This window comes from Achromobacter pulmonis (assembly GCF_902859765.1).
Taxonomy (GTDB): Bacteria; Pseudomonadota; Gammaproteobacteria; order Burkholderiales; family Burkholderiaceae_B; genus Achromobacter; species Achromobacter pulmonis.
Window position 1 is genome coordinate 35,082 of the sequence record NZ_CADIJV010000008.1, and the last position, 25,807, is coordinate 60,888.

Below are 25,807 nucleotides of genomic sequence, written 5' to 3' on the forward strand. Positions count from 1 at the left end.
CACAGGGTGTACCCGATCGATTTCTTTTTCCGCGCCGCCGAGCAGTATCCGGACCGGGTGGCGCTGGACGCGCCCGAGGGCCAGGTCACTTATGCGCAACTGGCCGCGGACGTGCGCGCGCTGGCCGCGGCGCTGCAGGACCTGGACCCGGCGCCGCAGACCCGCGTCGCGCTCTGCGCCGGCAACACCCGCCGCCACATCCTGGCGCTGCTGGCGGTGCTGGCCAGCGGCAAGGTCTGGGTGCCGCTCAATACCCGCAGCACCGCGCGCGAGATCGGGCGCATCCTGGAGGCCACCGAGCCGTCCATCGTCATGGTGGACGGCGCCGGCGACGCGCTGGTGGCGGCGGGCGCGCCGCACCGCGTCAGCCTGTCGGCCGAGGCCGCCGGGCTGCAGGTCGAGCGCCTGTTGCAGCGCGGCGCCGGACGCGAACCGGTGCGCCACGCGCTGCCGCGCGACGCCACCCAGGCCATCAAATTCACCGGCGGCACCACCGGCCTGCCCAAGGGCGTGATGCAGCCCTATCACGCCTGGAACGCCGCCATCATCAACCAAATCCACAGCTGGGGCCTGACGCACGAGGACCGCTACGTGGTCGCCGCCCCGGTGACGCATGGCACCGGCACCTACCTGCTGCCGGTACTGGCGCGCGGCGGCGCGCACGTGCTGCTCGACAGCGCCACGCCGGCCAGCATCACCGCCGCCTTCCGCGAGCGCGGCGGCACGCTCAGCTTCATGCCGCCGACCCTGATCTACATGATCATGGCCCAGCCCGGCGTGTCGCGCGCCGATTTCCCGACCCTGCGCAACCTGATCTACGGCGGCGCGCCCATGCCGCCCGAGAAGATCGACCGCGCCCGCGCCTTCTTCGGCCCGGTGCTGGGCACCACCTACGGCCAGACCGAAGCGCCGCAGATCGTCACGGTGCTGCGCCCCGGCGATCTGGAATCCCCCGAGAACCGCGCCTCGGTCGGGCGCGTCACCTGGCTGTCGGACGTCGCCATCATGGACCCGGCCGGCGCCCTGCTGCCGCGCGGCGCCATCGGCGAAGTGGTGGTGCGCGGCGACCTGGTGATGTCGGGCTACTGGCGCCTGCCCGAGAAGACCGCCGAGACCATCGTCGACGGCTGGCTGCACACCGGCGACACCGGCCTGATCGACACCCGCGGCTATCTGTTCCTGAAAGACCGGCTGCGCGACGTCATCATCACCGGCGGCTTCAACGTGTACCCCGTGGACGTCGAGAACGCGTTGTCGGCCCACCCGGCGGTGTACGAATGCTCGGTCTTCGGCCTGCCCGACGACAAATGGGGCGAGGCGGTGCACGCCGCCGTGCAACTGCATCCCGGCATGGCCGCGGATGCGGAAGCGCTCAAGGCCCATGTGCGCGGCCTGCTCGGCCCGGTCGCCACGCCCAAGCAGATCCATATCCACGACAGCCTGCCGCGCTCGCCCGTCGGCAAGGTGCTCAAGAACGCCGTGCGCGACGCGGCCCTCCAGGAATCCCCATGAACACGCCCGAAACCCGTCTCTGCGCCCATCACCTCACCGGCATGTCGTACCGCGACGTCGACCTGGTCGATGACCTGATCGGCAAGAAGACCTTCACCGAAGTCATGATCATGCAGATCCTGGGCCGCGAGGCGCGCCCGGTGGACATGCGCATCGTCGACGCCGTGCTGGTGACGCTGATGGAGCACGGCCTGACGCCCAGCGCCATCGCCACCCGCCTGATCTACATGAGCGCGCCCGAGAACCTGCAGGGCGCGGTGGCGTCCGGCCTGATGGCGGTCGGCAGCCAGTTCGTCGGCACCATGGAAAACTGCTCGCGCCTGCTGGACCGCATCCGCCAGGCCGCCGACGGCCGCGCCGAAGCGCTGGCGATCGCGCGCGAATTCCGCGCCGGCCGCCAGGCGCTGCCGGGCTTCGGCCACCACCTGCACAAGCCCGACGACCCGCGTTCGATCAAGCTGCTGGCGCTGGCCGAGGCCGAGCCCGACCTGCCCGGCGATTCACTCAAGGCGCTGCGCCTGCTGGCGGCGGCCATCGACGAAACCTACGGCAAGCACATCACCATCAACGCCACCGGCGCGGTCGCCGCGCTGCTCAGCGAGATCGGCGTGCCCACGGCGCTGATGCGCGGCTTCGCCGTCATCTCGCGCGCCGCCGGGCTGGTGTCGCACGTGGCCGAGGAACAGCAGAGCCCAAGCGGCCGCTTCATCTGGGAAACCATCGACCACGCCATTCCCTACGTCGGCAAGGGCAAATCGCACCAGCGCGACGGAGAACCGTCGTGATTCCGCCCGTGCCGGGTGCGCGGCTGGCCGGCAAGGTCGTGCTGGTGGCCGGCGCCGGCTCGTCGGCCGCCGGCTGGAGCATCGGCAAGGCCAGCTGCGTGACGCTGGCGCGCCAAGGCGCGGCCATCATCGCGCTGGACGCCGACCTGGCGGCGGCCGAGGATGCCGCGCATGAAGTCGAACGGGCCGGCGGCAAGGCGCTGCCCGTGCAGGCCGACGTCGCCGACGCCGACGCCATGCAGGCCGCCGTGGACACCGCGCGGGGCCACTACGGCCGCATCGACGTGCTGCAGGCCAATGCCGGCATCGGCAAGGTCGGCGGCCCCGAAGACATCGACCTGGCTGACTGGGACCGCATCCAGCGCGTCAACGTCACCAGCCTGCTGATCGCCACGCGCCTGCTGGCGCCGCTGATGCGCGCGCAGGGCGGCGGCGCCATCGTCACGGTGTCGTCGATCGCCGGCATCCGCTATACCGGTTATCCCCATCTGGCCTACAGCGTCAGCAAGGCCGCGGTGATCCACTTCGCGCGCATGGCGGCGCAGCAGTATGCGCCCGACGGCATCCGCGTGAACACGGTGATCCCGGGCCTGATCGACACGCCGCGCGTCGCCAGGAACGTGGCGGGCATGTTTGCCAAGGATGATCTGGAGGCGGCGCGCGCCGCGCGCGACCGGCAGGTGCCGATGGGCCGCATGGGCACGCCCTGGGAAGTGGCGAACGCGGTGGCGTTCCTGGCGTCGGATGAAGCGTCGTACATCACCGGCACGGAACTGCTGGTCGATGGCGGGCTGACGGGCAAGTATGCGTAAGGGCCTCGGCCCGGCGGTCATGGCCCCCGGGCCGTGACCGCGCCTATTACATGCCTTCCCAGTGCGGGCCGGGGACGTGGATGTCGAACAGCTCCAGCACCCGGGCCACGGTGTGGTCCACCATTTCCTCGATGCTGGCGGGCCGGTGATAGAACGCCGGCAACGGCGGAAACACGATGCCGCCCATCTCGGTGACGGCGGTCATGTTGCGCAGGTGCGCCAGATTGAAGGGCGTTTCGCGCACCAGCATGACCAGGCGGCGGCGCTCCTTGAGCGTGACGTCGGCCGCGCGCGTGATGAGATTGTCGGACAGGCCATGGGCCACCGCCGCCAGCGTGCGCATCGAGCACGGCACGATGACCATGCCGGCCGTCTGGAACGCGCCGCTGGCCAGCGTGGCGCCCACATCGCGCACGCTGTGCACGTGATCGGCCAGCGCGTAGACATCATGGCGGCCGACATCGAGCTCGTGCTTGATGTTCAGCACGCCCGAGGCCGACACCACCAGGTGCGTCTCGACATCGTCCACGCCGCGCAGCGCCTGCAGCATGCGCACCGCGTACAGGGAGCCGGTGGCGCCCGTGATGCCGATGACCAGTCGCCGCATGGAATCAGGCCGTGGCGCCGGATTGCTCCAGCAGGGTCTTCAGTTCGCCGGACTCGTTCATCTCGTTCATGATGTCCGAGCCGCCGATGAACTCGCCGGCCACGTACAGCTGCGGAATCGTCGGCCAGTTCGAGAATTCCTTGATGCCCTGGCGGACCTCGTCGTCCTCCAGCACATTCACGGTGACCAGCTTCTTGACGCCACAGCCCTTGAGGATCTGGATGGCCTTGCCGGAAAAGCCGCACTGCGGGAATTGGGCGGTGCCCTTCATGAACAGCACGACGGGGTGCTGGGTCACGGTTTCGCGGATGAATTCTTGAACGTCGCTCATGGTGGTCTCTTGGACAGGAGGCATAACGGAATACGCCAATTATAGGTACAGGCGGGATTTCGTCCCGGATTCCCCGTGGCCGTTCCGGGGAATCGGCCAGTTACAAATCGTTGACCCGGCGTCAGCCGCGCCCCGGCCAGCGCCCGCCGGAAACGCGTTCGATGCCGGCCAGATCGCGCCGGCTGTGGACGTCGGCGAAGCCCGCGGCGGCCAGCAGGCCGCGCACCGCCTCGGCCTGATCCCAGCCATGTTCCATCCACAACGCGGCCCCCGCCTTCAGGTGGCCAGGGGCGCCGGCCACGATGCGGCGCAGGTCTTCGAGGCCGTCGGCGCCATCGGTCAGCGCGCCGCGCGGCTCGAAGCGCACGTCGCCCCGGCCCAGGTGCGGGTCGTCGCTGGCGACATACGGGGGATTGGACACGATCAGGTCGAAACCCTCGCCAGCCGGCACCGCGCCGTACCAGCTGCCTTCGACAAAGCGCACCGAAGCGGTCAAGGCCCAGGCATTGCCCGCCGCCACGGCCAGCGCCGCGGCGCTGACGTCGCTGGCCATCACGCGGGCGTCACGGCGCGCCAGGGCGATCGAAATGGCGATGGCGCCGCTGCCGGTGCCCAGGTCCAGCACCGCAGGCGCGGATTGCCCCGCCACGCATTCCAGCGCCGTTTCCACCAGCACCTCGGTGTCCGGCCGCGGGATCAGCACGTCGGGCGTCACGCGAAACACATGCCCCATGAACTCGCGCTGCCCCAGCAGATAAGCCATCGGCTCGCCGGCCAGGCGGCGCTGCGCCAGCGCCTCGTAGGCCGTGGCCACTTCCGGCGCCAGCGGGTCGGTGTCGTGCGCCAGCAGCCAGGCGCGCGGCTTGCCCAGCACGTGTTCGAGCAGCATGCGCACCTCGAGCCGCGGCAGGCGCGTATCCAGCAGCAGGTTCTTGATCTGGGCGGTCATGGGCGCGGAAAGCTCGACAATCGGATGCCTGGGAGTCGCCCGCGACTCAGACGTCGTCGCCCAGCGCCGCCAACTGCTCGGCCTGGTGCTCGGCGATCAGGGCGCCGGTCAGTTCTTCCAGATCGCCTTCCATGATCTGCTGCAACTTGTACAACGTCAGGTTGATGCGATGGTCGGTGACCCGGCCCTGCGGGAAGTTGTAGGTGCGGATGCGCTCGGAACGGTCGCCCGAACCGATCAGACTCTTGCGCTCGGCCGCCTCCTTGCTCTGGCGCTCGCGGGTTTCCTTGTCCTTCAGGCGCGCGGCCAGCACCTGCATGGCCTTGTCCTTGTTGCGGTGCTGAGAACGGTCGTCCTGGCACTCCACCACCAGTCCGGTCGGCAAGTGCGTGATGCGCACGGCCGAATCGGTCTTGTTGATGTGCTGGCCGCCCGCGCCGCTGGCGCGGAAGGTGTCGATGCGCAGGTCGCTCGGGTTGATGACGATCTCCGACATCTCGTCGGCTTCGGCCATGACGGCCACCGTGCAGGCCGAGGTGTGGATGCGCCCCTGCGCCTCGGTGGCGGGCACCCGCTGCACGCGATGCGCGCCGGATTCGAACTTCAGCCGGCCATAGGCGCCATCGCCCTCGATGCGCGCGATCACTTCCTTGTAGCCACCCAGCTCCGACGGACTCTCCGACATCAATTCGACGCGCCAGCCGCGCTGTTCGGCGTAGCGCGTGTACATGCGCAGCAGGTCGCCCGAGAACAGCGCGCTTTCATCGCCGCCGGTGCCGGCGCGGATTTCCAGGAACACGCTGCGGCCGTCGTTGGGATCGCGCGGCAGCAGCAGCAACTGCAACGCCGCCTCCAGCGATTCCAGCCTGGCCCGGCCGGTCTTGATCTCATCCTCGGCCATCGCCTTCAGCTCGGGATCGGCCAGCATCTCCTGCGCGGTCGCCAGGTCTTCCTCGCTGCGCACGAACGCGGTGAACGCCTCCACCACCGGCTCCAGCTCGGCGCGCTCGCGCGACAGCTTGCGAAAGCGATCCATGTCGCCCGCGGTTTCCGGTTCGGCCAGCAGCGCGTCCACCTCGATCAGGCGGTGACACAGATGCTCCAGCCGGCTGCGCATGGAAGATTTCATGATGGGGATTCAGCAAAGGAAAACAGGGATGGCGGGCGCTCGGTCCGGGCGCCCGCCGCAAGGCGGGGCGGAGGCAGCGCCGCTAACGGCGCGAGTCGCGGCCGGGGAACAGGCGCGGCATCCAGGCAAGCAGTTGCTTGCGGTCGTCGCCTTCGCTGCGGTTCAGCGCCGCCAGCGGGCCATGCAGGTATTTCTGGGTCAGGCCGTGCGCCAGTTGTTCGAGCACGGCTTCCGGCGATTCGCCGCGCGCCAGCAGGCGGCGGGCGCGTTCGAGTTCGGCGGCGCGGACATCCTCGGCGGCCTGGTGCAGGTCGCGGATGACGGGCACCACTTCACGCGATTGCATCCAGTGCATGAAGCCCTGGACGCGGGTCTCGATGATGGCCTCGGCCTGCACCACGGCGGCGCGGCGCGCATCGGTGCCGGTCTGGACCAGGCGGCCCAGGTCATCGACGGAATACAGGTAGACGTCGTCCAGGCGGCCGACCTCGGGTTCGATGTCGCGCGGCACGGCCAGGTCGATCATCACCATGGGGCGGTGACGGCGCAGGCGCGTGGCCCGTTCCACCATCCCCAACCCGAGGATGGGCAGGGAGCTGGCCGTACAGGAGACGACCACGTCGAATTCGGACAGGCGGTCGGTCAGGTCCGACAGCTTCATGGTGCTGGCCGAGAACCGGTTGGCCAGCAGCTCGGCGCGTTCAGCCGTGCGATTGGCCACCACCATGCTGCGCGGACGCTGCGCGGCGAAGTGGGTGGCGCACAGTTCGATCATTTCGCCCGCGCCGATGAACAGCGTGCGGGCCTGGTCCAGGTTGCCGAACACGCGTTCGGCCAGGCGCACCGCGGCGGCGGCCATCGACACCGACTGCGCGCCGATGGCGGTCTGCGAGCGGACTTCCTTGGCCACCGAGAAGGTGCGCTGGAACATCTGGTGCAGCAGCGTGCCGAGCGAACCGGCCTCGCCAGCCGCGCGCACCGCGTCTTTCATCTGGCCGACGATCTGGGTTTCGCCCAGCACCATGGAGTCGAGCCCGCTGGCCACGCGGAAGGCGTGGCGCACGGCGTCGTCCTGCTGGTGGCGGTACAGGTGCGGGTGCAGCGTGCCGGCATCCAGGCGGTTGTGTTCGGCCAGCCACGCGGGCAGCTTGTCGGCCACGTGGCCGTCGGCGGCGCAATAGATTTCGGTGCGGTTGCAGGTCGACAGGATGGCGGCTTCGCGCACCGATCCGCCGAACGCCGAACGCAGGCCTTCCAGCGCCGGCTTGACCAGATCGACGGGCATGGACACGCGTTCGCGGACCGACACCGGCGCGGACGTGTGATTCAGACCGAAGGCTAGAACAGCTACCGACATGTAAGGACAAGGCCGTGAGTATTAGAGCTGTGGTCCCCGCCAAGCACCACGTTGTACAGCGTGCATGTAACAGCGGACCGGCCATGATTATACTCCCGCGGGTTATCCCCACGCCATCCGGGACCCCGGCCGCGACCTTGCGTCGCACCCCATGCAACAGCCGTTTGCGGTAGTATGCGCGCCTTGCCCCTTGCCGCATGGAAAGGCGCACCGAAAATTCTTCAGACTTTTTCGGCGCGACTGGCACAAGTCCAAAAAATTGTGTATAGTTGCGGACTTCGTTGGCCTGGTAGCTCAGTTGGTAGAGCAGCGGATTGAAAATCCGCGTGTCGGTGGTTCGATTCCGCCCCAGGCCACCAGAATTAAAAAGCCCGGCTCCTAGGAGCCGGGCTTTTGCATGGATGGGTCAGAAAGTGGGGGCCAAACCCAGGCGGTGGCTCAAGCCCACTCGCCTCAAGACCCCGGCAACGCCGCCCCCATCGCCGCGAACAATCCCCCGCACACCTTGTTGAAGCGCCGTCCCGCGCGTTCCAGCCACGGACGCACGCGGTGCGCCAGACGCGCCAGCACGTACTCCACCAGGAACTCGATGGCCACGAAGGTGGCGGCCATGATCATGAACTGCGTGAACAGGCTGCGCGCCGGATCGATGAACTGCGGCAGGAAGGCGCCGTAGAACAGCAGCGCCTTGGGATTGGCGATCGCCGACAGGAAGCCCTGGCTGAACATGCGCGTGCCGCGCAGGCGCGGCATGTCGGGCGCCGGACGCAACTGCACGCCGGGCGAGCGCCACAGCTGGACGCCGAGCCAGATCAGGTAGGCGCCGCCGGCCCATTTCAATACCGTCAGCGCCGGCCCCCAGGCCTTGAGCAGCGCGCTGATGCCCAGCATCGACAGGGCGATCAGGGCGATGAAACCGACCGCGCCGCCGGCGATGGTGCACAGCGCCTTGCGATGCCCGTGCAGCGCGCCATGGGTCAGCGCCAGCAAGGTGTTGGGGCCGGGCGTGATCGACAGGCCGATCACGGCAACCAGATAGATGAGCCAGCTATGCAAGGCCATGTGGTTTCCTTTCTATTCTTCGTCCGGCCGCGCCGTCGGCACGGCCAGCCCGTATTTCACGCGGTTCATCACCACCAGCGTCGAGAAGCGCTTCACATTCGGATCACCCCAGAAGTGGCGCTGCGCGAAGGCATCGTACTCCGCCATGTCGCGCACGGTCATGGTGACCACGAAATCCACTTCGCCCGTCACCGCCAGGCACTGCATGATCTCCGGCGCGCCGCGCATGGCGCGCTTGAAGCTGTCCAGCTTGTCGGCGCGCTCGCTTTCGAGCGACACCAGCACCATCATCATGATGTCGCGTCCTACCGCCGCCGGGTCCACTACCGACACGTCGCCCAGCACCGCGCCGGATTCACGCAGGCGCTTCATGCGGCGCAGGCACGATACCGGCGACAGGTTGACGCGCTCGGCCACCTCCTGGCTGGTGCGCTGGTTGTCTTCCTGCAGGCTCTGCAGGATCTGAAGATCGAAATCGTCTAGTTCCATGGGGTGTCTCGGACTGCGGCGGGCCAGGCCCGATGGGCCGGTTGAACGATTCTAAACGTCCCGCGCCGCGATCCGCCCCCCGAACTTGACGGGAAACTTCATTTGCAGCCCCCTCACCGCAGAAAATAATCAGGCGCCTTGCTTACACTGGGAAGCCGTCGCCCCTGATTTTCCTGTAGCCGCAACACCATGACCGCCACCGCCCTGCCCTCCGCACGCGACGCCTCCGTCTCCACCCTGATGCCGACCCTGTCGCTGATCGGCGCCATGGCCTCGCTGTGCATCGGCACCTCGTTCGCCAAGTCGCTGTTTCCCGAAGTGGGCGCCCAGGGTACGACGGCCTATCGCATCGTCATCGGCGCCATCATCCTGATCGCGTTCTGGCGCCCGTGGCGCTTTCCGCTGACGCGGCGCAACGCCGCCAAGATCGCGCTGTACGGCGTGACGCTGGCCTGCATGAACCTGCTGTTCTACATGGCGCTGCGCACCCTGCCGCTGGGCGTGGCCATCGCCATCGAATTCACCGGGCCGCTGACCCTGGCGGTGGCGCTGTCGCGGCGCGCCATCGACTTCGTCTGGATCGCCTGCGCCCTGGCCGGGCTGCTGCTGCTGATCCCGACCGGCCAGTCGATGCACGACCTCGACCCCGTCGGCATCGCCTACGCGCTGGGCGCGGCGGTGTGCTGGGCGCTGTACATCATCTTCGGCAAGAAGGCCGGCAACGTGCATGGCGGCCAGGCCACCTCGCTGGGGTTGCTGGCGGCCACCATGGTGGCGCTGCCGGTGGGCGCGGCCCACGCCGGCATGGCGCTGCTGGACCCGAAGCTGATCCTGGCCGGCATCGCCGTCGGCATCCTGTCCAGCGCCCTGCCCTATTCCCTGGAAATGGTCGCCCTGCGGCGCCTGCCGCAGAAGACCTTCGGCGTGTTGCTGAGCATGGAGCCCGCCATGGGCGCGCTGGCCGGCGTCATCGTGCTGCACGAGCACCTGTCCGGCACGCAGTGGCTGGCGATCTGCGGCATCATCATCGCCTCGGCCGGCTGCGCCGCCACCGCGCGCCGCCAGAACCGCGCCGCCTCGGCGTAGACCGCGCCTCCGTCACGCCAAGCCCCGCCACCGGCGGCCTTGGCCCGGCAGGCGAAGCGGCGCGCGCGGCCTCAATCCACCGAGATATTCTTCTTGCGGATGACCACGCCCCAGTTCTCGTACTCGCGGCGCGCGTAATCGTAGAAGTCGTTCGAGGAACTGCCCATCGGCTGCATGCCTTGCAGCCTGAGCTGCCGGGCCACCTCGGGCGCTCGCAGCGCCGCCTGGATCGCGCCGCTGAGCTTGTCGACCACCGCCTTCGGCGTGCCCGCCGGCGCCACCACGCCCTGCCAGGCGGTGGCCTCCAGCGGCGGCCCGCCGGCCTCGCCGAAAGTCGGCACATCCGGCAACTGTTCCGAACGCGCGTTCGCGGGCACCGCGATGGCGCGCAGCTTGCCCGCCTGGATCAAAGGCCGCGCGGCCGCCAGGTCGGCCATCATCAGCGGCACCACGCCCGCCGCCACGTCCTGCAAGGCCGGCGGCGTGCCTTTGTACGGAATCGCGGTGGCCTTGGCGCCGAACAGCGACAGGAACAGCTCCATCGCCAGGTGGTGCGGACTGCCCACGCCCAGCGAGGCGTAGCTGGCCGACTTGTCGTCCGACAGGTACGCCATCACCTCCGGCAGGTTCTTCAGATCGGAAGCCGGCGAGGCCACCAGCACGATCGGCAGTGCCACCAGCGTCGAGACCGGCCTCAGATCCTTCCAGGGGTCATAAGGCAGTTGCTTGTACAGCCACGGGTTCAAGGCCAGCGTGCTCATGCCCGCAGTCATCAGCGTATAGCCATCGGGCGCGGCGCGCGCGGTTTCCTGGGCCGCCACGATGGTGGCCGCCCCGGGCCGGTTCTCCACCACCACCGGCTGGCCCAGCGTCTGGCTCACATGTTTGGCGACGATGCGGGTGGCCAGATCGCTGCCGCCGCCGGCGCTGAATGGCACCAGCCAGCGGATCGGACGGTCGGGGAATTCGCCGGCCAGCGCGGGCGCGGCGTGCGCGGCGAATGCCGCCACGGCCGCGGCGCCCAGCACGCGGCGCATGAAGCCTCTTCTGGACATGGGGTTGTCTCCTGGTGTTCTTGATTTAATTAACATATTAACTATATTTTTGGCGCGACGCGACAGCCGCGATCACGGTCATGACGCGCCGGCACGAAAGCGACCGGAACCCACGCGCTCAGGCGCGCGCCGCGGCCAGCCAGCCCAGGCCGGCGCGGGTGCCGGCGGCGGGACGGTACTCGCAGCCGATCCAGCCGGTGTAGTCCAGCTCGCGCAGCACCTGGAAAATCCAGCCGTAATCCAGCTCGCCCCGATCGGGTTCCTGGCGCAGCGGCACGCCGGCGATCTGCAGGTGCCCAACCCGCCCGGTGGGCAGGTACTGACGCAAGCGGGCGGTGACATCGCCCTCGACGATCTGGCAGTGGTACAGGTCCATCTGCACTTTCAGGTTGGGCGCGTTGACCGCCTGCACCACCTGGTGGGCCTCGTCCTGACGATTGAGGAAATAGCCGGGAATGTCGCGCGTGTTGATGGGTTCGATCAGCAGCGTCACGCCCGCCGGGCGCGCCTGGCGCGCGGCCCAGTCCAGGTTCTCGCGGTAGCAGTCCAGCATGGGCGCGCGCGCCACGCCCTCGGGCGCCACGCCGGCCATCACATGCACCTGGGCACAGGCCAGCGCGGCGGCATAGTCCAACGCCTGCTCGATGCCGGCGCGAAATTCGGCCTGGCGCCCGGGCAAGGCGGCCAGGCCCCGCTCGCCGCGCGCGGTCACGCCGGGCGGCGCGTTGAACAATACCTGCGACACCCCCGCGTCATCCATGCGCGCGCGCACGGAAGCGGCGGGCGCTTCGTAGGGAAACATGCATTCAACCGCCGCGAAGCCATCGGCGGCCGCGGCCGCATAGCGGTCCAGGAACGCATGTTCCTGGTACATCATCGACAGATTGGCGGCGAACTTCAGCATGGCGCACTCCGGGGCGGGCGGGATGGCGGGAACTTAGCACATCCCTCGGCCCGCGCAGTCCGGCCGCGCCGCCTCAATAGGTCAGGCGCATACCCAGCATCACGCTGCGCCCGGGCAGCGGCGCCACCGACGAAATGAACGAGGCGTGGTTGTAGGCCAGCTTGTTCAGCAGATTGGTGCCGCGCAGGTAGACCTCGTAGCCCGTGGCGCCATAGCGGCCGCGATAGGCCACCACCGCATTGACCATGTTGTAGCCCGGCGTGCTGCTTTCATAGGCAGCGATATCCTTCTGCGAAAACACGCGCGCATACTCGACGCCGCCCGACCACTGCTGCCACTTGACGTTGCCGCGCAGACCGGCGCGCGCCGCCGGGATGCGCGGCAGGTTGCCGTCGCCGCCGGTCAGCTTGCCGCGCACGTAGTCGCCGAACACCGCCGCCGAAAACACCGGCGTGAACTGGTGCCGCAGCTCGCCTTCGACGCCGGTGAACTCGGCGTCGCGCTGGGTGTACTCGATCAGGCGGAAGTCCTCGTAGCGGTCCAGCGTATTGGCGTAGATGTAGTTCTTGACGCGATTGTGGAACACGCTGGCCGAGAAGGTCGTGTCGCCCGCATGCTTGCGCAGGGTCAGGTCGATATTGTGCGAGGTCTCGCGGCCCAGGCCCGAGTTGCCCAGTTCATAGGTATTGGTGGCCAAGTGCACGCCATCGGCGTACAGCTCCTGCGCGGTCGGCAGGCGCTGCGAACGCGACAGCGACAGGGCCACGGAGTACTGCGGCGCGAAGTCCCAGATGGCGGCAGCCGACAGCGAGGTGCCCGACAGGCTGCTGCGCGAGGCGCCGCCGGACGGCGCGATGCGCTGCCAGTCCTGGCGCGCACCGACCTCGAAACGCCAGTCGTTCAGCTGGTACTCCTCCAGCACGAACAGGCCGTTCGAACGCGTGCGGCTGCGCGGCAGGAAGGCTTCCTCGCCGTCGGCGCGGAAGTCGCTGTAGGCGTTCTGCAGCCCGATTACGCCGCGCCAGCCGGCCACCGGCTTGTGCTGCAATTCCACGCGCAGGTCGTAGCCCTTGTTCTTGAAGCGGGTGCCGACCTGGCCGCCCTCGATCTCGTCGTGCTGGTAGTCGGTCAGGCCGCCGCGCACGCGGATCTTCTCGAAACCGGCGAACGGGTCCTGGTATTCGGCGCGCAGGTCCAGGCGGTTGCTGCGCAGTTTGACGTAGGGCACGCCGCCATGTTCGTGATCGTGGTCATGGTCGTGGCCTTCCTCGCCTTCTTCGTCATGATCATGGTCATGGCCGCCGCAATGCAGGTGCGTGCCGTGCGGATGGCAGCCTTCGTATTCGTGATTGTGGCCGGGCAGGCCGTACTTGCTTTCCAGGTGCGTGAAGGCCAGGCCGACATAGCCGCGCGGCGTGATCCACGACATACCGACCGTGCCCTGCGAGGACTCGCTGTACGACCCCGCCAGTTTGCCGCCGGGCCAGTCCGGCACGTCGTAGTCGCTGGTGCGCCGCTTCATGCCCTCGACCCGCACCGCAAACTGCCCTTGGCCGGCGGTAATGCCGACCGCGCCCGCGCGCTCCTTGGTGCCGGTGGCGCCGCGCAGCTCGGCTTCCATCTCCACGCCCTTCTCCGGCACGGCGGTGGGAATCTTCTTGTCCACCACGTTCACCACGCCACCGATCGCGCCGCCGCCGTACAGCAGCGTGGCCGGGCCGCGCAGCACCTCGATGCGCTCGGCCAGCAGCGGCTCCACCGTCACCGCGTGGTCGGGCGAAATGCCGGACGCGTCCATCACCTCGGAACCGTCGGACAGCACCTTGACGCGCGGCGCGGTCTGGCCACGGATCACGGGCCGGCTGGCGCCGCCGCCGAAGGTATCGCTGTTCACGCCCGGCAGGCTCTTGAGGGTCTCGCCCAGCGTGCCGGCGCGGCGCTCGATCAGTTCATCGCCTTCCAGCACGGAAGCCGGCAGCATGGTGCTGTTCAGGTCCAGGCCCAGCGGATTGGCCGACACCGTGATCGGCGCCAGCGTGCGGCTGCGCGATGCATCGGCTTCGGTCTCGGCCTGCGCCACCGGCGCGGCCAGCATCAGGGAACAAACCAGGGGTTTGAGCGCCCGCGTGCCGCGCATCCCCCCTGCCCGCGCCGTGCCACGCCTTCCCCGCCACCCCTGCTTTCCCTGCATCTTGCTTGCCATTTTTTACCTCTTGGATGTTATATCATTACAAAAAACTGAAAGATGATATAACATCTCAATGACAATGCAAGCCGATCCGTGGCGGATCGGCCCTGCCGGCCGGCGTCAGTCCGCCGCCAGGCCCAGCACGGCTTGCAGCACCGCCACGCGGCTCTGCCCGAGCACCGCGCCATGCCAGTCCGGCGCGTCGCAATAGAACGCCTCCAGCGTGGCGCGCAGGATCTGGTCACGCAATGCCGGCGGGGCATCGGGATGCGCGCGCAGCCAATTGCGGCCCCGCAACGCGTCCACCACCTGCTCGGACGGCTGTGTGCCGTATTCCAGCGCCATCAGCGTCGGCACCGCGTCCGGGCAGGCCTGGTACATCAGGCCCGCCAGGTGCCCGGTGATGTCCACCGAGGCCGACGTGCCCTGGTACGGCACGGCGATGTCGGCGCCCCACCATTGGCGCGCGCGCGCCACTTCGGCCTCGTCGCGGCGGCCGGCGTAGATCTTCTCGCCATGGCCGCGCGGCCCCAACCCCGTGTGCACGTCGATCCAGCCGATCTGCCTGTATGCGGCCGCATGCTCCTGGAGGATGCGGCGCAGGTTCGACAGCGAGGCGGCCGGGCGGTCGCCGCCATAGAACAGGCCATCGGCATGCGTGTATTGCCCGCGGGTGACGGCCTGCTTGAAGGCCGGCAGGCCGTTTCCGGCGATGTAGGCGGCGATCTGCTCGCGGTTGCTGTCCGACGGCGGCCACTGCTCGGGCAGCAGCAATTCGTGGATGCGCCCGTACTCCGGATTGGCCGGCAACGGCTGCCCGTCAAAGGGCTGCGCGTTGCGGTTCAGGTCGACATTGCCTTCGTCGGTGCGCGCGAGCCACGAGAAGCCATGCGGATTCACCGCATGCACCAGCAGCAGCGCCACGCCGGCCAGGCGCGCGCGCTCCAGCATCTCGGCGTCATCCAACAGCGCCAGCTGGCAACCCGAACCACAGAAGCCTTCCACGCCGTGGGTCGCGGACGTCATGATCAGCAGCCGCGTGGCATCCTGGTCGCCGATCAGCGCCACATCGGTGGCAAGATCCTCGCCCTCGCGCCCCTTGGGCGCGATCGGATAGGACTCGAACTGCGTGGCCAGCGGCCGGGCCGCGGCGGCAAAGCGCGCCCGCGCCTCGGCGTAGCTGCGGGAAAAATAGGGCGTAGCGGATTGCATCAGGCCTCCTGGTTGTCGATATCGTCGCCGGTGCGGTCGCGGATCCAGAACAGCACCACTGTGGAAAGCGCCACCGCCACCATCAGATACCAGGCGGGCGCCATGGGATTGCCGGTCACGTGCAGCAACCAGGTCACGAAGAACTGGGCAAAGCCGCCGAACACGGAAATCCCCAGGCCGTACACCACCGACATGCCGGTGGTGCGCACGGATTTCGGGAACAATTCAGGCAACATGGTGATGCCGGGCGCCGATTGCAGCGCCAGCAGGATCGACAGCAGCGCCACCACCAGCATCAGCCGCGCGCTGCTGGGCGCGGCGATCAGCCATTCGAAACACGGCAGCAGCACCGCCACCGTCGTCACCCTCGACCAGAAGATCACGCGCTTGCGTCCCACCCGGTCGGCCAGCTTGCCGACCAGCGGCGCGAACAGGAAGCCCACCGCCCCCACCACCACGCTGGCCGACAGGGTCGAGGTCGCCGGCAGCCCCAGTTCGCGGTGCGCGTACGACGGCATGTAGAAGCCGATGATCTGCGCGCACACCATGCCGCCGATCATCAGCAGGATGCCTTTGGCGACTTCGGTCTTGTGTTCGGCGAAGATGCGGCGCAGCGGCTGGTGGCCGGCGGCGCGCGGCCGGCGCGCATCCGGCTCATCGGCGTGCAGCGTCTCTTCCAGATTGCGGCGGATATAGGCGCCCACCGGCACCGTCAGGATGCCGATCACGAACGGCACGCGCCAGCCCCAGGCCTGCATCTGCTCGGCGGTCAGCGCGGCGGTCAACGTCCCCACCACGACGGCGCCCAGCGCCACGCCAAGCGACTGGCTGCCGAACTGCCAGCTGGAATAGAACCCGCGCCGCGACGGCGGCGCATGCTCGACCAACAGCGTGGTCGAGGCGCCCACCTCGCCGCCGGCGGCAAAGCCCTGGATCAGCCGCGCCAGCACCATCATCACCGGCCCCAGCGCCCCCATTTGCGCATGGGTCGGCGCCGCCGCGATCAGCGCGCAGCCCAGCCCCATCAGCCACAACGTCAAGGTCATGGCGGCGCGGCGGCCGTGGCGGTCGGCGTAGGAGCCGATCAGCATGCCGCCCACCGGCCGCATCAGGAAGCCGACGCCGAAGGTGGCCGTGGTCAGCAGCAATTGCCCGTAGCTGGAGGCCGCCGGAAAGAACAGCGGCCCGATGACCAGCATCAGGAAGGTGAAGACGGTGAAGTCGAAGAACTCCAGCGCGTTGCCGATGGTGGTGCCGGCGATGACCCGCCGGCGCATGGATGGCGTATGCAGGCTGCGCGCGCTGGCGCCGGCCGCGATGGCGATGGACATGTGTTCCCCTTGATATCGGATCTGTATGCCGGCCCGTGTTTCCGGAAGCCGTGCCAGGCCCGCCCATTCCGGAGCGGGCGCGGCCGGCGCGCCGCAGCCGGAAGCGGCGGGTGCTAGTGAATATACGGATGGCCGCCGAAACGCGAAAGACAGTATTTTTGCTGCGGTGATGACTTTTGCTTATACCCCTTGCCCGCGCCCATGAACTTGCGCCAGTTGCGCGCCTTCGTGCTGATCGCCGAACACGGCAGCATCCGCGCCGCCGCGCGCGCCCTGTGCGTGACTCAGCCGGCGGCCACGCGCAGCCTGCGCGAACTGGAACAGAGCCTGGGCGCCGAACTTGTGCGGCGCAGCGCCAAGGGCGTCGAGCTGACGTCCTACGGCCAGGCCCTGCACAAACGCGCCGTGCTGATCCTGCAGGAAGCGCGGCGCGCGCAGGAAGACATCGACCAGATGCGCGACGGCGAAGGCGGCACGCTCAACCTGGCCATCAGCTCGTCGGTGCTGCCGATCCTGCCGGCCGCGCTGGCGGCGTTCCGCGCCCGCATGCCGCGCGTCGCGGTGGCCTTCCATGAGGTCGCGCCGCCCTACAGCCACGAACAGCTGGAAACAGGCCGCTACGACCTGGTGGTGCAGACCGAATACGACGGCGACATCTACGACGGCTTTGCCCGCACCACCCTGTTCACCTTGCCGCTGGCGGTGGGCGCGCGCGCCGACCACCCCCTGCGCCATGCCACCGATCTGGCCGAACTGCGCGACCTGCTGTGGTTGATGCCCGGCAATACGCAGACGCCCACCAACCTGCTGCGCCTGGCCTACACGGAACGCGGCCTGCCGCCGCCCGCAGACGTGATCCCTTGCCAGTCCATCGCCATCGCCCTGGCGATCCTGGGGCAGAGCGACGCCGTGGGTTTTTTCGTGCGCAATGGCCTGCACCGCGTGCTCGCGCCCACGTCCTTGTGCATCCTGCCGCTGGCGCACCCGCTGCCGGCGGCGCGGGTGTCGATCCTGACGCGGGCCGATTCGCCGCCGACGCCGGCCGCGCAGTTTTTCATCGACTGCCTGAACCGCGCGCGCGCGGCGGCCGGAACCGGCGGGTTATCATGAAGCCCCTGTTCCGAGGCGGCGCCGCGCCCCGCTTTCACGGCCCCATGCCATGGCCTTTCCCCGACTCCACACCCCCCCCACGCTGACCGACACGGTGGCCAAGCAGTTGCTCGCCGAGATCGACGCGGGCCGCGTGCAGCCTGGCGAAAAACTGCCCACCGAAACCCGCCTGGCCGAGCAGTTCGGCGTCAGCCGCACCGTCATCCGCGAAGCGGTGTCACGGCTGCGCCAGGACGGCATCGTCGAGGCGCGCCAAGGCAGCGGCGTGTTCGTCACCGGCCAAGGCGGCAACCGCGCGCTGCGCATCGACGCGGCGGAACTCGACTCGCTGGACGCGGTACTGCACATCGTCGAACTGCGCCGCGCGCTGGAAACCGAAATCGCGGCGCAGGCGGCGGCGCACCGCGGCAAACGCGACATGGCGGCCATCGACCAGGCGCTGGCCGCCATCACCACGGCGGTCGACAACGGCGGCGACGGCGTCACTGAAGACGTGGCCTTCCACCGCAGCATCGCCCGCGCCACCGGCAATCCGTATTTCCTCGCCACCCTGGCCTTCGTCAGCCAGTATCTCGAAGCCGCCACCCGCGTCACGCGCGGCAACGAGGCGCGTCACGCCGACCAGATGCGCGCGGTGCTGCGTGAGCACGAAGCCATTGTCGACGCCATCCGGCGCCAGGACGCGGAAGCGGCGCGCGAAGCCGCCCGCATCCACATGGTCAACGCCGCCAAGCGACTGCGCCAGGCGCATCGCTGAACACGCCGGCCCGCGCAGGCGCGGCGTCCGGACCAGCGGTCGATCGTCAGGCGTCCTGAAGGAACGCCCGCGTGAAGAAATCGACGCCGCCGAAGTTGCCTGACTTCAAGGCGATGCTCATACGCGCTTGCACCGCCTGCGCATCGCCGGCGCACCACGGCACCCCCGGGTCGATCTGCTCGCCGATCGCCAGTTGCGTCAAGCCCAACGCCTGCACCACCGCGCCCGAGGTCTCGCCCCCGGCGACGATCAGCTGCCGCACCCCGAGCCGCGCCAGGCCCGCCGCGATCCGCGCGATGGCGTCCTCGACCAGGGCGCCGACGCGCGCCGCGCCCAGGCTGGCCTGCGCCGCCTGCACTGCGTCGGGCCGGGCCGTCGAATAGATCAGCAGCGGGCCGCCGGACAGGCGCGGCGCGGCCCAGGCCAGCGCCTGCGCCACGACGTCCTCGCCCGCGGCGATGCGCAAGGGATCGAGCGCCAGCGCCGGCCGGCCCTGCGCGATGAACGCCGCCACCTGGCCCTGGGTCGCGCTCGAGCAGCTGCCCGCCACCACCGCCTGGGCGCCCGGCTCGCGCGGCAATGCGGCGGCCGCGCCCGGCGCCAGGCCCCAGTTTCCGGGCAGGCCGATCGCCACGCCCGACCCCGCCGTCACCAGCGGCATGTCCTTGAGCGCCGGCCCCAGCGCCAGCAGGTCGTCATTGGAGATAGCGTCGACGATGGCGATCTCCACCCCCTCCCGCCGCAGCGCGTCGATGCGCCCGCGTATCGCGCGGCTGCCGCGCGCCACCACCGCGTAGTCGATCAGGCCGACCTTGCGCCGGGTCTGCGCCGCCAACACACGCACCAGGTTCGGATCGGTCATCGGCGTCAGGGGATGATGCTGCATGCCCGACTCGTTCAGCAGCACGTCGCCGGCGAACAGATAGCCCTTGAACACCGTGCGCTTGTTGTCGGGAAAGGCCGGCGTGGCAATGGTGAAATCCGTGTCCAGCGCCGTCATCAGCGCATCGGCGACCGGGCCGATATTGCCCTGCGCCGTGCTGTCGAAGGTCGAGCAATACTTGAAATAGATCTGCCCGGCGCCCTGCGCCCGCAGCCAGGCCAGCGCCGCCAGCGATTGCGCCACCGCCTCGGCGGCGGGCAGCGTGCGGGTCTTGAGCGCCACCACCACCGCGTCCGCCGGCGTCTCAAGCGCCCCGTCCGGCACGCCGATGGTCTGCACGCTACGCATGCCGGCGCGCACCAGGTTGTTGGCCAGGTCGGTGGCGCCGGTGAAGTCGTCGGCGATGCACCCCAGTTTGATCGTCATGCGGACTCCGGCAAAGTGATTCCGGGAAAGATCTTGATGACCGCGCTGTCGTCCTCGCGGCCGTGGCCGGCCGCAGATGCCTGCATGAACATCTGGTGCGCCGTGGACGCCAGTGGCAGCGGAAACTTGCTGTGGCGCGCCGTGTCCAGCACCAGCCCCAGGTCCTTCACGAAAATGTCCACCGCCGACAGCGGCGTGTAGTCGCCGGCCAGCACGTGAGCCATGCGGTTCTCGAACATCCAGCTATTGCCGGCGCTGTGGGTGATGACTTCATACAAGGCGTCGGCGTCGACCCCTTCGCGCAGGCCCAGCGCCATGGCCTCGGCGGCCACGGCGATGTGCACGCCGGCCAGCAGCTGGTTGATGATCTTGACCTTGCTGCCCGCGCCGGCTCGCTCGCCCAGCCGGTAGACCTTGCCCGCCATGGCCTCCAGCACGTTGCCGCAGGCGGCATAGGCAGCCGGGGTGCCGGCGGTCATCATGGTCATCTGGCCCGCCGCGGCCTTGGCCGCGCCGCCGGAAATGGGCGCATCCAGGTAGTGGATGCCCAGCGCCGCCAGGCGCGCCTCCAGCGCGCTCGACCAGGCTGGGTCCACCGTCGAGCACATCACGAACACGCTGCCGGGCCGCAGGGCGGCGGCAATGCCGCCCTCGCCGAACAGCACGCTCTCGGTCTGCTGCGCGTTCACCACCACGCTGACCACCACGTCGCAGGCGCCGGCCATGTCCGCCAGCGTCGCGCAGGCCACGCCGCCCTGCCCGGCGAACGCCGCCGCCACGCCCGGCCGGATGTCGTAGGCATGCACCCGGCAGCCGGCGCGCCGCAGGCTCTGCGCGATGCCCGCGCCCATCGCGCCCAGGCCGATCACCCCGACCGCGCGCGCTTCGTTGTCCTGGCTCATACCTTCCCCCGCAAGTCGTCAGCGATATAGGCGCGGATGATCTCGGCGAAATCGCCGTCGCCCGCCAGCCCCAGGCGCGCCGCGCGCGCCGTGTCCCAGCGCCCCGGCCAGCTGCCGACGATGGCCTGCACCCGCGCGTCCGCCTGCCAGCCGACACGGTCGGCCACCGCATCGCCCGCGATCTCGCGCAAGGCCTGCACCATTTCGGCCGCCGTCACCGACACCCCCGGCAAGTTGATGGGCCGGCGGTCCGCCACCGCCGCCGCGTCCAGCTCGCAGCCGGCGATCAGCGCCTGCACCGCGCGGCGCGGCGACAACAACCACAGGCGCGTATCCGCATCCACCGGGCACGCCGCCGGCTCGCCGTTGAGCGGTTCGCGGATGATGCCGCTGGCGAACGACGAAGCCGCCGCGTTGGGCCGGCCCGGCCGCACGCTGATGGTGGGCAGCCGCAGCGCGCGGCCATCGACGAAGCCGCGCCGCGTGTAGTCGGCCAGCAGCAGTTCGGCCATCGCCTTCTGCGTGCCATAGGAGGATTGCGGATTGAGCGCGGTGTCGTCGCGCACCGTTTCCGGCAGGGCGCCGCCGTACACCGCCACCGAACTGGTGAACACCACGCGCGGCCGGTGGCCGCGCTGGCGGCAGGCTTCCAGCAATGCGCGCGAAGCATCCAGGTTGATGCGCATGCCCAGGTCGAAATCGGCCTCGGCCTGGCCGCTGACGATGGCCGCCAGGTGGAAGATCACCGCCGTGTCGGCGCCGATCAGCGCTTGCAGGCAGGCCGGGTCCGCGACGTCGCCCTCGATCGACCGCACCCGCGTGTCGTTCAGGGCATCGGTCCGGGCCACATCGAGCAGGTCGATCTGGGTGATGGGCGCGGGCCCGCCCGCCAGCGCCAGGCGCCCCTGCTCCAGCAGCTTGCGCGCCAGGCGCTGTCCCAGGAAGCCGGCGCCGCCGGTGATCAGTATCTTCATCGCTCGCCTCCCGCGAGATAGGGTTTGGCCCAGCCCAGCCCCGCCGTGGTGGCGCCCCGGGGCCGGTATTCGCAGCCGATCCAGCCCGCATAACCCAGCGCGTCGATCAGCGCCAGCAGATAGGGGTAATTCAGTTCGCCCAGGTCGGGCTCGTGGCGGTCCGGCACGCCGGCGATCTGGATATGGCCGATGCCCGGCATATCGCGCCGCAGCTTCACCGCCAGGTCACCCTCGACGATCTGGCAGTGGTAGCAATCGAATTGCACTCGCAGATTGTCGGCGCCAACCTCGGCGCGGATGACCTGCGCCTCGTCCTGGCGGGTCAGGAAATAGCCGGGCATGTCGCGTGGATTGATCGGCTCGATCACGATGGTCACGCCGGCCGTGGCGGCGGCGCGTGCCGCGCGTTCCAGGTTGCGCAGATAGACCTGGCGGTGCGCGTCGCGGTCCTGCCCGGCCGCAACCAGGCCCGCCATCACATGCAGGCTGCGGTTGCCCAGTGCCGCCGCATACGCCAGCGCCTGGTCCAGGCCGCGCTGGAACTCGTCTTCGCGGCCCGGCAATGACGCGATCCCGCGCTCGCCGCCGGCCCAGTCGCCCGGCGGCGCATTGAACAGCGCCTGCGTCAGTCCATGGCTGTCCAGGCGCGCGCGGATCTCGGCGGCCGGATGGTCGTAGGGAAACAGGAACTCCACGCCCTGGAAGCCATCGCGCGCGGCGGCGGCGAAGCGGTCCAGGAATGGGTGTTCCGCATACATCATGCTCAGGTTGGCGGCCAGGCGCGGCATGTCGGCTCCTTCAGGTTGCGCGGGGCGCGGGTCAGTAGCGCGCCCCGAACACGGCGCGCAATTCCTCGATGGCGGTCTCGGACAAGGGCGCCGGGCGCGGCTCGGACATCAGCCACAAGCGCGCGGTTTCTTCCAGTTCCTCCAGCGCGTAAGCGGCGTGCGACACCGAGCGTTCCCACACCACTGGCCCCAGGCGCTCGAACAGCACCCCGCGCACCTGGCCGGCCAGCGCCGCCACCTGCGCGGCCGCCGCGGGATCGCCGGGGCGGCGATAGGCTATCAGCGGAATGCGGCCCACCTTCATCACCTGATAGGGCGTGATCGGCGGCAGCACCTCGTCCTGGCGCCAGACACCGGCCAGCGTCAGCGCCACCAGATGCGTCGAATGCGTATGCACCACGCCGCGCGCGGCCGGATCGGCCTGGTAGATGCCCTGGTGCAGCGCCAGCGTCTTGGATGGCTTGCCGCCCGAGACCGGGTTGCCGGCCAGATCGACCTTGGCCAGCTCGGCCGGATCGAGCCGGCCCAGGCAGGCGTCGGTCGGGGTGATCAGCCAGCCGTCATCGAGCCGGGCGCTGATGTTGCCAGCCGCGCCGACGGTGTAGCCGCGCTGGTAAAGGCTGGCGCCGACGGTGCAGATTTCCTCGCGGATACGGGCTTCCGGCGTCATCGCGCACCGCCCGCGACACGCTCATGGGCAATGGAAGGAACTTGCGGCATGCGAATCTCCCTGGAAATATTCATCGGGTCATCATACAAATTTTGCCGAAATTCCCGGTAGCGGGATTACCCGGTAAGACGATGCGCCGTTCCCCCGGGACGGACGCTCATGGCGCGTAGCGGGAATCGCAGCGCAAGGACGCCTTGAGCGAGTCACTTCCCGGCCGGCGGCAGACAATGCCAGCGTTCGCATACAAGTCGTAATATGCGCCCGCCCCGCTCGGGCTAGGATGCCATCACCAATCCGTCCGCCAACCGGAGCCCGCCCATGTCCACCTTCCGATCCTTCGCATGCGCCGTCCTGCTGCTGGCCGCCGCCGCGTCCCACGCCGAAAGCGTGGCCCTGCGGGCGGAGAAGGCCACCGCCGGCGTGGACCCGCAAACGTCCACACGCTACGTCGACGTGGTGCTGCACCCCGACAGCCGCCAGGCCCTGGCCGACTTCACCCGCGATCGTGTCGGCAAACGCATCCAGCTGCGCTCCAATGGCGTGCTGCTGTCCTCGGCCACGCTGCAAAGCCCGCTCGAAGGCGATAGCTTCCGCATCGTCGCGGGCCAACACGGCTTTGCCGGCAAATCCGCCGACGAGATCGCCCGCGGCATCATGTCCGGCGGCGGCCTCACGGTGGACGACGAAAGCAGCACGCCGGGCGACATCCCCACCCGGTCCGTCAAACGGCCCGCTCGACCCTCTGGCGGTTAAGCCGGCCCGCGCCCGATCGCGGCCAGGTCGATACGACGGACCTGAAGGCCATAACCAAAGGTTATGCCCGCACCCCGACCATGCATTTGAACCCGCCCCGCCTCGCGCCCACACTCTCACCGTCCGCGCCAGGCCATCCATTGCATGCCCGGCCGCTCGGACGGCAACCGCTGGAAACCCACGCCTGCAGCAATCGCAAGGCGGGGTCACAACAATAGGCCAACACCCGCCGGACGCGCAGCGCGCCACGGCCAGGCCACAGAGACGATAGGGACGGAGAAGACATGACCTCATTGGCACAGACGGCGGCGGCGCCACGCCCGCCCGCCGGCAACCCGCTGCACCCGCGCCGACGCAATGCCGCCATCGCGGTATTCCTCGTGGGGCTGGCCATCGCGCTGTACACCCACTATGCCCTGCCCGGCCAGACCAGCCTGTGGGGCCTGACGCCAGTGCTGGTGTTCGCCATCATCGCGCTGCTGGGCGTGGACATCGTGCTGTCCACCATTGCCGCCATCGTGCTCGGCGCCATCATGACGGGCACCACGCCCATCGCCATGAGCAAGCTGCTGGCCGAATCGCTGGGCTCCTTCATCGCGGTGGTCGGCCTGATCATCGTACTGGGCGCGGGCGTGGGCGAAGTCGCCTCGCGCACCGGCGCCGCCGAACAGATGGTGCGCGCCATCGTGCGCCGCATCGGCCTGTCGAACCAGGTGCGCGTGCGCCTGGGCATCATGGTGACCTCGACCCTGATCTGCGGCGCGCTGGGCACCCTGGCCGGCGGCAACGCCATCATCGCCGCGGTGGTCATCCCCATCGCCGCCGCCGTGCGCCTGTCGCCGCCCACGGTTGCCGCCTTGTTCCAGACCGCCGGTTCCGCCGGACTGGTACTCGGCCCCTTCACGCCCAACGTGGTCACGGTCACCGGCCTGACCGGACTGAGCTACCCGCAGTACCTGATGGTGGCCGGCATCCCGATGGCCGTGGCCACGCTGCTGGCCGGCTGGTTCATGTCGGGCCGCATCCAGAAAAAGACCGAGGCCCGCCACCAATACGAGGAGGCCGGCGCCGGCGCGGCCGCCTTCGACCTCGATGCCGCGCCCTCGCGCGGCGCCCTGCGGGCGGCGTGGGCATTCTGCCTGACCATCATCCTCCTGGCGGTCGTCGGCGTGCTCGCCAAGGCGGGCTATGCCTTCGCCATCATCGTCATGGTGGCGCTGGCCACCACCACCGGGCTGGCCGGCGGCATGGGCCCGCGCGCGATACTGCAAGCCATGTACGCGGGCGCCGGCAAGCTGATCTGGATCTTCTTCCTGTTCTGGCTATTCAACCCGGTGCTGGTGCTGGTGGACCAACTCAACGCCTATCACGCCGTGCTGGACCTCGCGACGCCGTACCTGGCCGGCATCAGCGGCGCCATGCTTTGCGTCATCGTGCTGTGGTTCAACGTCATCGGCCACATCCCCGGCGCGGCGGTCGCGCAGATGACCTTTACCGCCAAGATCTTCGGCCCGCTGCTGGCGGCCGCCGGCGTCGGCCCCGCGGCCACCACGGCGGTCATTCTCGGCAGCTCGCAGATCGATTGGTTCGGCCCCTTCCCCACTTCCGACATGTTCGGCCAGATGGGCCTGGCGCGCTCCGGCGAACTCAAATACATGCTCTACAACGGCTGGGCGGTGATCCTGGTGAACCTCTGCCTGTTCTCGTCGCTGTTCTTCTTCCTGGTCTGAGGAGA

Annotated in this window: 25 protein-coding genes and 1 tRNA gene; 9 read left to right on the plus strand and 17 right to left on the minus strand. The window is 69.2% G+C overall.

Translation table 11 applies throughout. The features are described 5' to 3' along the window. Positions 1-6 precede the first annotated feature (6 nt). From HV701_RS09210 to HV701_RS09220, 3 genes are read left to right on the plus strand one after another with little or no spacing between them, the layout of a single operon-like run. Positions 7-1,512, plus strand: a complete 1,506-nt coding sequence (locus tag HV701_RS09210; RefSeq protein ID WP_175132772.1) for a class I adenylate-forming enzyme family protein — start codon at positions 7-9, stop codon at positions 1,510-1,512. Next, a complete protein-coding gene (locus tag HV701_RS09215; protein ID WP_175132773.1) occupies positions 1,509-2,297 on the plus strand; it encodes a citryl-CoA lyase in 789 nt (262 codons plus the stop codon). Before HV701_RS09210 ends, HV701_RS09215 begins: the two co-directional genes overlap by 4 nt. Further along, the gene (locus HV701_RS09220) at positions 2,294-3,109 is read left to right on the plus strand and encodes an SDR family NAD(P)-dependent oxidoreductase (protein WP_175132774.1); all 816 of its coding nucleotides are present in this window, start codon (positions 2,294-2,296) and stop codon (positions 3,107-3,109) included. Before HV701_RS09215 ends, HV701_RS09220 begins: the two co-directional genes overlap by 4 nt. A gap of 46 nt (positions 3,110-3,155) precedes the next feature. Here the strand turns inward: HV701_RS09220 and HV701_RS09225 are convergent, their stop codons facing one another. The 5 genes from HV701_RS09225 to hemA form a co-directional block, all read right to left on the minus strand. Continuing rightward, on the minus strand, positions 3,156-3,716 hold the full coding sequence (locus tag HV701_RS09225; RefSeq protein WP_175132775.1) for a UbiX family flavin prenyltransferase: 561 nt from the start codon (positions 3,714-3,716) through the stop codon (positions 3,156-3,158). 4 nt (positions 3,717-3,720) lie between these two features. Next, complete coding sequence (grxD, locus tag HV701_RS09230; RefSeq protein ID WP_006391696.1) at positions 3,721-4,047, minus strand: Grx4 family monothiol glutaredoxin; 327 nt, start codon at positions 4,045-4,047, stop codon at positions 3,721-3,723. Positions 4,048-4,168: 121 nt separating this feature from the next. Continuing rightward, positions 4,169-4,996, minus strand: coding sequence for a peptide chain release factor N(5)-glutamine methyltransferase (prmC, locus tag HV701_RS09235; RefSeq protein ID WP_175132776.1), 828 nt, complete (start codon positions 4,994-4,996; stop codon positions 4,169-4,171). 46 nt (positions 4,997-5,042) lie between these two features. Further along, a complete protein-coding gene (prfA, locus tag HV701_RS09240) occupies positions 5,043-6,125 on the minus strand; it encodes a peptide chain release factor 1 (RefSeq protein ID WP_175132777.1) in 1,083 nt (360 codons plus the stop codon). A gap of 82 nt (positions 6,126-6,207) precedes the next feature. After that, the gene (gene hemA / locus HV701_RS09245; RefSeq protein WP_175132778.1) at positions 6,208-7,482 is read right to left on the minus strand and encodes a glutamyl-tRNA reductase; all 1,275 of its coding nucleotides are present in this window, start codon (positions 7,480-7,482) and stop codon (positions 6,208-6,210) included. A gap of 283 nt (positions 7,483-7,765) precedes the next feature. Between hemA and HV701_RS09250 the strand changes: the two genes are divergently transcribed. Further along, positions 7,766-7,841 (plus strand) — tRNA-Phe (locus tag HV701_RS09250). Between the two features lie 94 nt (positions 7,842-7,935). Here HV701_RS09250 and HV701_RS09255 read toward each other — a convergent pair. Both HV701_RS09255 and HV701_RS09260 read right to left on the minus strand, forming a co-directional pair. Next, positions 7,936-8,544, minus strand: a complete 609-nt coding sequence (locus tag HV701_RS09255; RefSeq protein WP_175132779.1) for a LysE family translocator — start codon at positions 8,542-8,544, stop codon at positions 7,936-7,938. A 12-nt stretch (positions 8,545-8,556) separates the two neighbouring features. Then, entirely contained in the window at positions 8,557-9,033 is a 477-nt protein-coding gene (locus HV701_RS09260; protein WP_175132780.1) for an Lrp/AsnC family transcriptional regulator, read from the minus strand. A 189-nt stretch (positions 9,034-9,222) separates the two neighbouring features. Between HV701_RS09260 and HV701_RS09265 the strand changes: the two genes are divergently transcribed. Continuing rightward, on the plus strand, positions 9,223-10,119 hold the full coding sequence (locus tag HV701_RS09265) for an EamA family transporter (protein ID WP_175132781.1): 897 nt from the start codon (positions 9,223-9,225) through the stop codon (positions 10,117-10,119). A gap of 71 nt (positions 10,120-10,190) precedes the next feature. Here the strand turns inward: HV701_RS09265 and HV701_RS09270 are convergent, their stop codons facing one another. From HV701_RS09270 to HV701_RS09290, 5 genes are all read right to left on the minus strand, one after another. Then, positions 10,191-11,174, minus strand: coding sequence for a Bug family tripartite tricarboxylate transporter substrate binding protein (locus HV701_RS09270; protein WP_175132782.1), 984 nt, complete (start codon positions 11,172-11,174; stop codon positions 10,191-10,193). 118 nt (positions 11,175-11,292) lie between these two features. Further along, positions 11,293-12,078 carry a 2-oxo-tetronate isomerase gene (gene otnI / locus HV701_RS09275; RefSeq protein ID WP_175132783.1) on the minus strand — a complete coding sequence of 262 codons (786 nt, stop codon included), beginning with the start codon at positions 12,076-12,078 and terminating at the stop codon, positions 11,293-11,295. Between the two features lie 73 nt (positions 12,079-12,151). Beyond that, entirely contained in the window at positions 12,152-14,269 is a 2,118-nt protein-coding gene (locus HV701_RS09280; protein WP_175132876.1) for a TonB-dependent receptor domain-containing protein, read from the minus strand. Between the two features lie 117 nt (positions 14,270-14,386). Further along, positions 14,387-15,478 carry a M14 family metallopeptidase gene (locus tag HV701_RS09285; RefSeq protein WP_175132784.1) on the minus strand — a complete coding sequence of 364 codons (1,092 nt, stop codon included), beginning with the start codon at positions 15,476-15,478 and terminating at the stop codon, positions 14,387-14,389. Further along, positions 15,478-16,809, minus strand: coding sequence for an MFS transporter (locus tag HV701_RS09290; protein WP_175132785.1), 1,332 nt, complete (start codon positions 16,807-16,809; stop codon positions 15,478-15,480). The genes HV701_RS09285 and HV701_RS09290 overlap by 1 nt, the downstream gene beginning before the upstream one ends. Before the next feature lie 201 nt (positions 16,810-17,010). On the opposite strand from HV701_RS09290, the gene HV701_RS09295 reads away from it, so the two are divergent. Beyond that, positions 17,011-17,919: a LysR substrate-binding domain-containing protein gene (locus HV701_RS09295; RefSeq protein ID WP_175132786.1), complete on the plus strand. Its 909-nt coding sequence runs from the start codon at positions 17,011-17,013 to the stop codon at positions 17,917-17,919. 49 nt (positions 17,920-17,968) lie between these two features. After that, positions 17,969-18,676 carry a FadR/GntR family transcriptional regulator gene (locus HV701_RS09300; protein ID WP_175132787.1) on the plus strand — a complete coding sequence of 236 codons (708 nt, stop codon included), beginning with the start codon at positions 17,969-17,971 and terminating at the stop codon, positions 18,674-18,676. Positions 18,677-18,722: 46 nt separating this feature from the next. On the opposite strand, the gene otnK is transcribed toward HV701_RS09300, so the two are convergent. The 5 genes from otnK to otnC are packed head-to-tail and all read right to left on the minus strand — an operon-like array spanning position 18,723 to position 23,319. Then, positions 18,723-19,985 (minus strand): 3-oxo-tetronate kinase, encoded by a 1,263-nt coding sequence (gene otnK, locus HV701_RS09305; RefSeq protein ID WP_175132788.1) that lies wholly within the window; start codon positions 19,983-19,985, stop codon positions 18,723-18,725. Next, positions 19,982-20,887: an L-threonate dehydrogenase gene (gene ltnD / locus HV701_RS09310; protein ID WP_175132789.1), complete on the minus strand. Its 906-nt coding sequence runs from the start codon at positions 20,885-20,887 to the stop codon at positions 19,982-19,984. The genes otnK and ltnD overlap by 4 nt, the downstream gene beginning before the upstream one ends. Next, positions 20,884-21,861: a D-erythronate dehydrogenase gene (denD, locus tag HV701_RS09315; protein WP_175132790.1), complete on the minus strand. Its 978-nt coding sequence runs from the start codon at positions 21,859-21,861 to the stop codon at positions 20,884-20,886. The genes ltnD and denD overlap by 4 nt, the downstream gene beginning before the upstream one ends. After that, positions 21,858-22,649 (minus strand): 2-oxo-tetronate isomerase, encoded by a 792-nt coding sequence (gene otnI / locus HV701_RS09320; protein ID WP_175132791.1) that lies wholly within the window; start codon positions 22,647-22,649, stop codon positions 21,858-21,860. The genes denD and otnI (HV701_RS09320) overlap by 4 nt, the downstream gene beginning before the upstream one ends. Positions 22,650-22,680: 31 nt before the next feature. Continuing rightward, positions 22,681-23,319 (minus strand): 3-oxo-tetronate 4-phosphate decarboxylase, encoded by a 639-nt coding sequence (gene otnC, locus HV701_RS09325; protein ID WP_175132792.1) that lies wholly within the window; start codon positions 23,317-23,319, stop codon positions 22,681-22,683. A 318-nt stretch (positions 23,320-23,637) separates the two neighbouring features. Between otnC and HV701_RS09330 the strand changes: the two genes are divergently transcribed. Beyond that, a complete protein-coding gene (locus tag HV701_RS09330) occupies positions 23,638-24,072 on the plus strand; it encodes a SecDF P1 head subdomain-containing protein (protein ID WP_175132793.1) in 435 nt (144 codons plus the stop codon). Positions 24,073-24,356: 284 nt separating this feature from the next. Beyond that, positions 24,357-25,802 carry a gluconate:proton symporter gene (locus HV701_RS09335; protein ID WP_175132794.1) on the plus strand — a complete coding sequence of 482 codons (1,446 nt, stop codon included), beginning with the start codon at positions 24,357-24,359 and terminating at the stop codon, positions 25,800-25,802. Positions 25,803-25,807: the final 5 nt, after the last annotated feature.